The following is a 6,758-nucleotide window of genomic DNA, read 5'->3' on the forward strand; positions in this document are numbered from 1 at the left end:
GGCTCGGCCATCGCCTTGAACACCGGCGCGCCGATCCGCATCGCGTCCGCGTGAAATGCCTTCTTCACGCCGAACGTGCCCGCATGGCCGGAGCAACGCTCGACGACGTTCACGCGCGTATCGGGCACCAGCGACAGCGCATCGGCCGTCTTGCGGCCGATGTTCTGCACGCGCGCGTGGCACGGCACGTGATACGACACGGTGCCGAGGCCGGTCTTGAAATCGGTCTTGAGCAACCCGTCGCGGTGCCGCGCGATCACGTATTCGAACGGGTCCCAGAACGCGTCGGCCACCGCGCGCACGGCTGCGTCGCCGGGGAACATCAGCGGCAGCTCGCTCTTGTACATCAGCACGCAGCTCGGAATCGCGCCGATCAATGCATAGCCTTCGCGCGCGTAGCGCTCGAGCACCGGGATGTTGATGGCCTTCTTCGCGGCGACGCCGTCGAGATTGCCCTGCTCGAGCAGCGGCATCCCGCAGCACGCTTCGCGCGTGACGAGTTCGTACGGGATCTCGTTGTGCGCGAGGATCGCGAGCAGGTCGTGGCCGATTCCCGGCTCGTTGAAATTCACGTAGCACGTCGCGTAGATCGCGACCTTGCCGGGCGTGCGTTCGCCGTCGCGCACGGGCGGGTCGTCCGAGCGCGTGGCGGCGCGCCGGAACGTGCGCGGCGCGAATTCCGGCAGCCACGCATGGCGATCGACACCAAGCGCCGCTTCGAGCGCGTGGCGCGCGGGCGGCGTGCGGTTCACCGCGTTGATCGTCTGCGTGACGACCGGAATGCCCGCGAAATGGCCGAGCGCATCGGTATTCGACAGCACCTTGTCGCGCAGCGGCGCTTCGCCGCGTTTGTAGCGCGCGGCCTTGGCGCGCAGCATCAGGTGCGGGAAATCGACGTTCCATGCGTGCGGCGGCACGTACGGACATTTCGTCATGTAGCAGAGATCGCACAGATAGCACTGGTCGACGACCTTGCCGAACGCGGCCTTCGGCACTTCCTCGACGTCGCCCATCGGCGTGTCGTCGACCAGGTCGAACAGCGCTGGGAACGCGCCGCACAACGACACGCAGCGCCGGCAGCCGGCGCAAATGTCGAATACGCGCGTCATTTCCGCATCAATCGCCGCCTGGTCGTAGAACGCTTCGGACTGCCAGTCGAGCGGATGCCGGGTCGGCGCTTCGAGACTGCCTTCCTTGTGGGGCATGGGGCGCTCCCGCGTGGCGCGCATGTGCGCAAGCGCACCGCCCGCACGGTGCGGGCGGCGACGGAACGAACAGCCGGCCGCGAGCCGGTCACGCGGCGCTGCCGGGAGGCCGCGCGGCGGCCCGTCAGTCGACGAGACTGTCCAGCGCCTTCGTGTAGCGGTTCGCGTGGCTGCGTTCGGCCTTCGCGAGCGTCTCGAACCAGTTCGCGATTTCGTCGAAACCTTCGTCGCGCGCGGTCTTCGCCATGCCCGGATACATGTCGGTGTATTCGTGCGTTTCGCCGGCGATCGCCGATTCGAGATTCAGCCGCGACGAACCGAACGGCAAGCCGGTGGCCGGATCGCCGACGGTTTCCAGATATTCGAGATGGCCGTGCGCATGGCCGGTTTCGCCTTCGGCGGTCGAGCGGAACAGCGCGGCGACGTCGTTCTGCCCCTCGACGTCGGCCTTCGAAGCGAAATACAGATAGCGCCGGTTCGCCTGCGATTCGCCCGCGAATGCGGCCTTCAGGTTCTCTTCGGTTTTGCTGCCCTTGAGCTGAGCCATTTGCGCCTCCGTTCGAGTCGGCGCGGCCGCGTGCGACGCCGGGCCGATCAGATATGTGGGGAACGATGCATGCACCGGGCGCGCATCGTGCTCTTCAATCTAGGCGCTCAAGTTCGCATCCCCCAATAGGCTTTTTCAATGCGGGCGATAGTGTGCTGCGCGGGCGGTGGGCGGACGGCCGGGAAGATGGACTGGGCGCGGTCGTCGTGCGTCGTGCGTCGTGCGTCATAGAGAATGCGTCATACGGCAGCGCGTCACGCATCCATCGCACGCTTGAGCAGCAACTCGCGCTCACGTTCGTTGCGCGTCAACTCCGCCGCGCGGCGGAACTCCAGCTTCGCCTCGTCGGCACGGCCGAGCTTCGCGAGCAGATCGCCGCGCACGCTCGGCAGCCAGTGATAGCGCGCGAGCGCCGGATCGTCGCGCAGCACGTCGACGAGTTCGAGCGCCGCGGCCGGCCCGAACGCCATCCCCACCGCCACCGCGCGATTGAGTTCGACGACCGGCGACGGCGCGACTTCGGCGAGCGCGTCATACAGCGCGACGATCTGCGCCCAGTCCGTGTCCGCCGCCTGTCGCGCACGCGCATGGCACGCGGCGAGCGCGGCCTGCAGCGCATACGGCCCGCGCACGCCGCCGAGCTTCGTCGCCCGCTCCAGCGCCGCGAGGCCGCGCCGGATCAGCAACGGATCCCAGCGGCTGCGGTCCTGGTCGAGCAGCAGCACGGGCCGGCCTTGCGCGTCGACGCGGGCATGCATGCGCGACGCCTGCAGTTCCATCAGCGCGACGAGCCCGAGCACTTCGCTTTCGTCCGGCGCCAGCCCGGCCAGCACGCGGCCGAGGCGCAACGCCTCGTCGCACAGCGCCGGACGCATCCAGTCGTCGCCGGCAGTCGCCGCATGGCCTTCGTTGAACACGAGGTAGATCACTTCGAGCACGGACGCGAGCCGCGCCGGCCGCGCATCGGCCGCTGGCACCTCGAACGGCACGTGCGCCGCCGCGAGCGTGCGCTTCGCGCGCACGATCCGCTGCGCGATCGTCGGCTCCGGCGTCAGGAATGCGCGCGCGATCTCGCCCGTCGTCAGCCCGCCGAGCAGCCGCAGCGTCAGCGCGACGCGCGCGTCGGTCGACAGCACCGGGTGGCACGACGTGAAGATCAGCCGCAGCAGGTCGTCGCCGATGTCGTCGTCGCCCGCATCGGCGATCGCGTCCGCGATGTCGGGGACGACGTGCGCCTCGAGCGCGTCCATCTCGTGGCCGAGCTGGTCGCGCTTCGCCGCATGAAGCGACTCCTGCCGGACCCGGTCGAGCGCGCGCCGCTTCACGGCCGTCATCAGCCAGGCGGCCGGGTTGTCGGGCACGCCGTCGACGGGCCAGTGCTCGAGCGCCGCGACGAGCGTGTCCTGCGCCAGTTCCTCGGCCACGCCGACGTCGCGCACCACCCGCGCGGCCCGCGCGATGATTTTCGGCGCCTCGATTCGCCAGACCGCTTCGATCGCACGATGCGTCGCCTCATGCGTCACGACGCCTGCCCCTGGGCCGACGCATCCAGCGGCATGGCCATCAGCTCCCACGTATGGCCGTCCGGATCGGTGAACCCGTGGCCGTACATGTTCGGGTACTCGCGCGGCGCCTGCGGCGCGGCCCCGCCGGCCGCCAGCGCCTTCGCGACGAGCGTGTCGACTTCGGCGCGGCTGTCGCACGACAGGCACGACAGCACCTGGATGTGCGTCGCCGGATCGATGATGGTCTTGTCGGTGAAGGTCTGGAAAAACGGCCGCACGAGCAGCATCGCGAAGATCGTGTCGCTGATCTGGATGCACGCGGCCTGCTCGTTGGTATAGGCCGGCACGACCTCGAAGCCGAGCGCCTGGTAGAACGTCTTCGCGCGCGGCAGGTCGGCTACCGGCAGGTTGATGAAAACCATCTTGTGCATGACGGGTGCTCCCGGTGAGGTTGGATTCAGGCGTGGCTGCGGCCGACGTGGAGATCGCGGAACCGCTCGACCGCGTCGCTCGGCGTGAGGTCGTCGAGCTCGAACAGCGGCCGCACCTCGATCTCGCAATCGAGCTCGGCGCCGAACGGCGCGGGGAACCGGCGCGTCCATTCGAGCGCCTCGTCGCGCGAGCGCACCTGGATCAGCGTATAGCCGGCGATCAGTTCCTTCGTTTCGGCGAACGGGCCGTCGATCACCGTGCCCTTGCCGCCGGTGTAGCGCACCCGCCAGCCGTGGGCGCTCGGCCTCAGGCCGTTGGCGTCGAGCAGCACGCCGGCCTTCGCCAGTTCCTCGTGATAGACCGTCATGGCCTCGACCAGCCGGTTGTCCGGCAACGCGTCGGATTCGCTGACGGCGTTCGCCCGGATCATGATCATGAATCGCATCGTTTACTCCTTGTCGTCGGTGGAAGGCGGCGCCCGTTCCGCGGCGCCTTATCCGGACGACGGACGAAAGACGGCCGGATCGACACGCGCCACGACAAATCAGGGTAAATACCGAGTCGCGACGTTCACAGGAAGCACGGGCCGACCGCGCGCACCTCGACCGTGCACCATTGCGCGGCCGGGCACTGGCGCGCGATCTCGATCGCTTCTTCGCGCGTGGGGACGTCGACGAGGAAGAAGCCGCCGACCATCTCCTTCGCCTCGGCGAACGGGCCGTCGAGCAGCCGCGTCTCGCCGTCGCGCACCTGCACGCGCGTGCCGCGTTCGGACCGCTCCAGCGACTCGACGCCGCGCAGCACGCCGCGCGCCTTCAGCGACTCGGCGAAATCGACCATCCGCGCATAAAGCGCCTGGCCTTCGTCGAGCGTGCGCTCGGCGCGCTGTTCGGTCGGTTCGACAATCAACAGCATGTAAGACATGGATTTCTCCTGTGGGGACGGGGCGCGGCGACATGCGCCGGGCGAGCGGCACACGACGCCCGGTGCGAAAGCGTAACAGCCGCCGAGCGGCTTGCCGCATCGTTGGCCAACCGGCACTGGCCGGACGGCCATTTCGGCCGCAGCCTGACATTTTGCCTTCAAGATGCGGTCCCGAACTGTCGGATTTTCATCCTGTGGACCGTCTCATGTCACGCCCGCTTCCCCTCTCTGCCGTTGCGCTGTTCGTGGTGTTGTCCGCCGTGCTGTCCGTGGCGCTCCTCGCCCCGCCGGCCGCCGCCGCTGCACTGCCGGTCAGCAGCGGCTGCGGCGGTGCGGCCACGGCGATTGCCGAGCTCCGGCGCGGCGGCGGGCCGTCGCCGCTCGCCGGGCAAACGACGTCGATCGAAGCGGTCGTCACCGCGGCGTTCGGCGGCGCCGACGGCCTGGGCGGCTTCTTCGTCCAGCAGGCCGACGCGCAGCGGCAGCGCCGGCCGGGCGTCCCGGAAGGGTTGTTCGTCTACGCACCGAACACGCGCGCGACGCCCGGCGACCTCGTGCATCTGACCGGCAAGGTCGACGAGAAATACGGCCGGACGCAATTCACGCTGACGAGCCGCATGGCCGTTTGCGCACGCGGGCAGACGGTCACACCGGCGACGCTCACGCTGCCCGTCGCGTCGCTTGCCGTCCTGGCCGCGCACGAAGCCATGCGCGTACGCCTGCCGCAAACGCTGACGGTCAGCGATACCTACGCACTCGGTCGCTACGGCAGCATCGTGCTGAGCAACGGCCGGCTGCGCGTGCCGACCCAGGTCGCGCCGCCGGCCGACGCTGCCGCGCAGGCCGCGGCCAACGCACTGAACCGCATCGTGCTCGACGACGGCTCGAGCCGCCGCGACCCGGCGACCGTCCGCTATCCGCCGCCCGCGCTAAGCGCCGCCAACACGCTGCGCGCGGGCACCACCGTACGCGGCGTCGAAGGCGTGCTCGAATGGCGCTACGGCGCATGGCGGCTGCAACCGGTGGCCGGCGCGGCGCCCGTGTTCGATGCCGCGGCGAACCCGCGTCCCGCGCCACCGGCCCGACATCCTGATGCCGACGTGCGCATCGTGTCGTTCAATGTCTTCAATTATTTCAACGGCGACGGCCATGGCGGCGGATTCGACGCGCCGGGCAACCGCGGCGCGAAAACGCCCGCCGCGTTCGCGCGGCAGGAAGCGAAGATCGTCGCGTCGTTGCGCGCGCTGCGCGCCGACGTGATCGGGCTGATGGAAATCGCGAACAACGGCCACGGCGACACGAGCGCCATCCGTCGGCTCGCCGCGCAACTCGGCGACGGCTGGCGCGCGGTCGATCCCGGCACGGCGCGGCTGGGCCGCGACGCGATCGCGGTCGCGCTGCTGTACGACAGCCGCACGGTCGAGCCGGTCGGGCGCGCCGTCACCGTCGCACTCGGCGGCCGCCACCGCCCGCCGCTCGCGCAGACGTTCCGGCGCATCGACGGCACACGCACGTTCACCGTCGCGGTCAATCACCTGAAGTCGAAGAACTGCCCGCATGCGAGCGGCGCCAATCTCGACCAGTCCGACGGCCAGGGCTGCTGGAACGCGGCGCGCACGCGGGCGGCCGCACGCGTCGCCGACTGGCTCGCCACCTCGCCGACGGGCATCGCGGCCGACGGCGTGCTGCTGATCGGCGATCTGAACAGTTATGCGAAGGAAGACCCGCTTCGCACGCTCGAAGCGCGCGGCTACGCGAACCTGGTTGTGCGCTTCGTCGGCGATGCTGCGTACAGCTACGTATTTCGCGGCGAAGCCGGCAATCTCGACCATGCGCTTGCCACGCCGGCGCTCGCCGCGCGCGTGAAGGCCGTGCGGTTCTGGCACATCAACGCGGACGAACCGGTGGTCTTGCAACCCGTGCCCGATTACAAAACGTCCGCGCAACGATCGGCTTATTACGCACCCGACGCCTACCGCTCGTCGGACCACGATCCCGTCGTCATCGACGTCGCGCTGGACGACGCCGCCACGCAACCGGCACCGGGCACAAATCGTGCGCATCGATGACGCGTCGAGTAGTGCATTTGCATCAGCGTCCAACCTGCAATGGCACTATTTACCTGACGCCCCTGGCGACGCCATA

At 69.3% G+C, this 6,758-nt stretch carries 7 protein-coding genes; 1 reads left to right on the forward strand and 6 read right to left on the reverse strand.

Features of this window, described 5'->3' with window-relative positions; all coding sequences use genetic code 11:
- The 6 genes from JMF90_RS17745 to JMF90_RS17770 all read right to left on the reverse strand — a co-directional run.
- The coding region (locus tag JMF90_RS17745; RefSeq protein WP_201325272.1) for a heterodisulfide reductase-related iron-sulfur binding cluster at positions 1-1,205 on the reverse strand (1,205 nt) is incomplete at its 3' end.
- A 124-nt stretch (positions 1,206-1,329) separates the two neighbouring features.
- Positions 1,330-1,752, reverse strand: coding sequence for a rubrerythrin family protein (locus JMF90_RS17750; RefSeq protein ID WP_006479492.1), 423 nt, complete (start codon positions 1,750-1,752; stop codon positions 1,330-1,332).
- 254 nt (positions 1,753-2,006) lie between these two features.
- Complete coding sequence (locus JMF90_RS17755; RefSeq protein ID WP_011548203.1) at positions 2,007-3,275, reverse strand: RNA polymerase sigma factor; 1,269 nt, start codon at positions 3,273-3,275, stop codon at positions 2,007-2,009.
- Entirely contained in the window at positions 3,272-3,688 is a 417-nt protein-coding gene (locus JMF90_RS17760; RefSeq protein ID WP_006479494.1) for a VOC family protein, read from the reverse strand. Before JMF90_RS17760 ends, JMF90_RS17755 begins: the two co-directional genes overlap by 4 nt.
- 26 nt (positions 3,689-3,714) lie before the next feature.
- On the reverse strand, positions 3,715-4,134 hold the full coding sequence (locus tag JMF90_RS17765) for a YciI family protein (RefSeq protein ID WP_011548204.1): 420 nt from the start codon (positions 4,132-4,134) through the stop codon (positions 3,715-3,717).
- A gap of 125 nt (positions 4,135-4,259) precedes the next feature.
- The gene (locus tag JMF90_RS17770; protein WP_011548205.1) at positions 4,260-4,613 is read right to left on the reverse strand and encodes a YciI family protein; all 354 of its coding nucleotides are present in this window, start codon (positions 4,611-4,613) and stop codon (positions 4,260-4,262) included.
- A gap of 206 nt (positions 4,614-4,819) precedes the next feature.
- On the opposite strand from JMF90_RS17770, the gene JMF90_RS17775 reads away from it, so the two are divergent.
- On the forward strand, positions 4,820-6,682 hold the full coding sequence (locus tag JMF90_RS17775; RefSeq protein ID WP_011548206.1) for an ExeM/NucH family extracellular endonuclease: 1,863 nt from the start codon (positions 4,820-4,822) through the stop codon (positions 6,680-6,682).
- Positions 6,683-6,758: the final 76 nt, after the last annotated feature.

Source organism: Burkholderia sp. E168m23 (genome assembly GCF_016586125.1).
In the GTDB taxonomy this organism is placed as follows: domain Bacteria; phylum Pseudomonadota; class Gammaproteobacteria; order Burkholderiales; family Burkholderiaceae; genus Burkholderia; species Burkholderia orbicola.

Bases quoted from the DNA above. Each gene is read 5' to 3' on its own strand.
- JMF90_RS17775 (WP_011548206.1), top strand. From the start codon at position 4,820: ATGTCACGCCCGCTTCCCCTCTCTGCCGTTGCGCTGTTCGTGGTGTTG.
- JMF90_RS17770 (WP_011548205.1), bottom strand. From the start codon at position 4,613: ATGTCTTACATGCTGTTGATTGTCGAACCGACCGAACAGCGCGCCGAG.
- JMF90_RS17750 (WP_006479492.1), bottom strand. From the start codon at position 1,752: ATGGCTCAGCTCAAGGGCAGCAAAACCGAAGAGAACCTGAAGGCCGCA.
- JMF90_RS17765 (WP_011548204.1), bottom strand. From the start codon at position 4,134: ATGCGATTCATGATCATGATCCGGGCGAACGCCGTCAGCGAATCCGAC.
- JMF90_RS17760 (WP_006479494.1), bottom strand. From the start codon at position 3,688: ATGCACAAGATGGTTTTCATCAACCTGCCGGTAGCCGACCTGCCGCGC.